The sequence below is a fragment of the Microbispora corallina genome (assembly GCF_016863035.1).
GTDB lineage: Bacteria > Actinomycetota > Actinomycetes > Streptosporangiales > Streptosporangiaceae > Microbispora > Microbispora corallina.
This window is the reverse complement of the sequence record NZ_BOOC01000091.1, coordinates 1-1,244: the sequence shown is the minus strand read 5'-3', so window position 1 is coordinate 1,244 and position 1,244 is coordinate 1. Positions and strand designations below refer to the sequence as shown.

Sequence of the window (1,244 nt, the reverse complement as noted above, 5' to 3'; positions counted from 1 at the left end):
CCTGCTTGCAAAGGGGAGCCAGTCACAACGTAGACGGCTCCTTGTCCTGCTCGGTAGGTGGTTGAGGCTCGGTCGCGGGTGGCTGTATGAGGTGGTGTTGCTGTACTTCGCTGCTGTACGCCTGCCCGACTGGGACCTACCGGCAGCGCCGTAGACTCTTCCATTCACGATCAAGTGGTTGGGAGTGACGGCGCGTGAAGACGCGGAGTACGGCCTTCCTGCTGATTACGGCATTGGTGGCTGTGCCGGCACTCACCACGGCTACTCCGCTGGTTTGCCGAGTGCAACCGCTCACGGATACGGAGTACCTCGCACTCCAAGAGTCGGTACCGGAGGAGTATTGGACAGAGGTTCTCCCGGCCACCCCGACTCCGTCCCGGAAGGTGTCCCGCAGCGGCCTGGTGTCCCGGGGCGGCCCCAATCCTGAGACGGAGGCGGAGGTTGTACCAGCCATCGGCAATGAGAAGATCGCGCAGCCGGCTGGTTGTCCCGACATCAACGAGCGGCCACCTATCGCTCGCTGACATCATCGAGATCTGATCCATGCTGCTGGGTGACCTGCGACGGCTGCTCAGCTCGCGCATTGAGCTGGCCTTTTAGCGCTCGCCGCTTCTCATCGTTTCGCGCTGTTTTTCGCGCTCATGTGCCCTGACTGTGCCCTGGGGTCTCCCGACACCCCCGCCCTGCCTGCTAGCCGGAACGGGCGCCCAACCTCTTGTTGTCGTCCATCGTCGTCCGTTCGCAGTGGCCGCGCCGCTGGCTGGTCGAATCGAGGATCATTTAACGCCGGAGATGGGGATCCTGCTCGTGCGGGACCGGCTCCGGATGTGCTCGATACCAGTCCACCACGCGGCAGGCGATTCGATCAAAAGGGGCGTCCTCGGTAGGCGGGTGCTGGTAGTCCGCCACGCGGTCCAAGTCTGCGACCAGCATGGCAGAGGTTGCCGTATCGAAGAGCCCGGGTGCGGTGAGTCTCTCCCGCAGGTAGGCCAGGAGCCGTCCGTAGTGCTCGTCCCAGTTGCCGTTGCCGTTGCGCTGCGCCTCATCGCGCAGCTTCTCGACCGCCCGAAGCAGTTCGCCCTGTACAGTGTCCGCCTGTCCTCGAGGCGGTACATAGGTTGCCCAGATGTGGCGGGCATCGGCGAGATAGTGCGGATCCATGTGGATCACCGTATACCGCCTGTCTCTGGCGGGCCCTCAGCTCCAGGCGATAACGACTATGTGCCCTGCTCGCGCTTCCTTAT

General features: G+C 63.5%; 1 protein-coding gene. It reads right to left on the bottom strand.

Features of this window, described 5'->3' with window-relative positions; all coding sequences use genetic code 11:
• Positions 1-780 precede the first annotated feature (780 nt).
• Positions 781-1,161, bottom strand: a complete 381-nt coding sequence (locus Mco01_RS38655) for a hypothetical protein (RefSeq protein WP_204061788.1) — start codon at positions 1,159-1,161, stop codon at positions 781-783.
• Positions 1,162-1,244 lie beyond the last annotated feature (83 nt).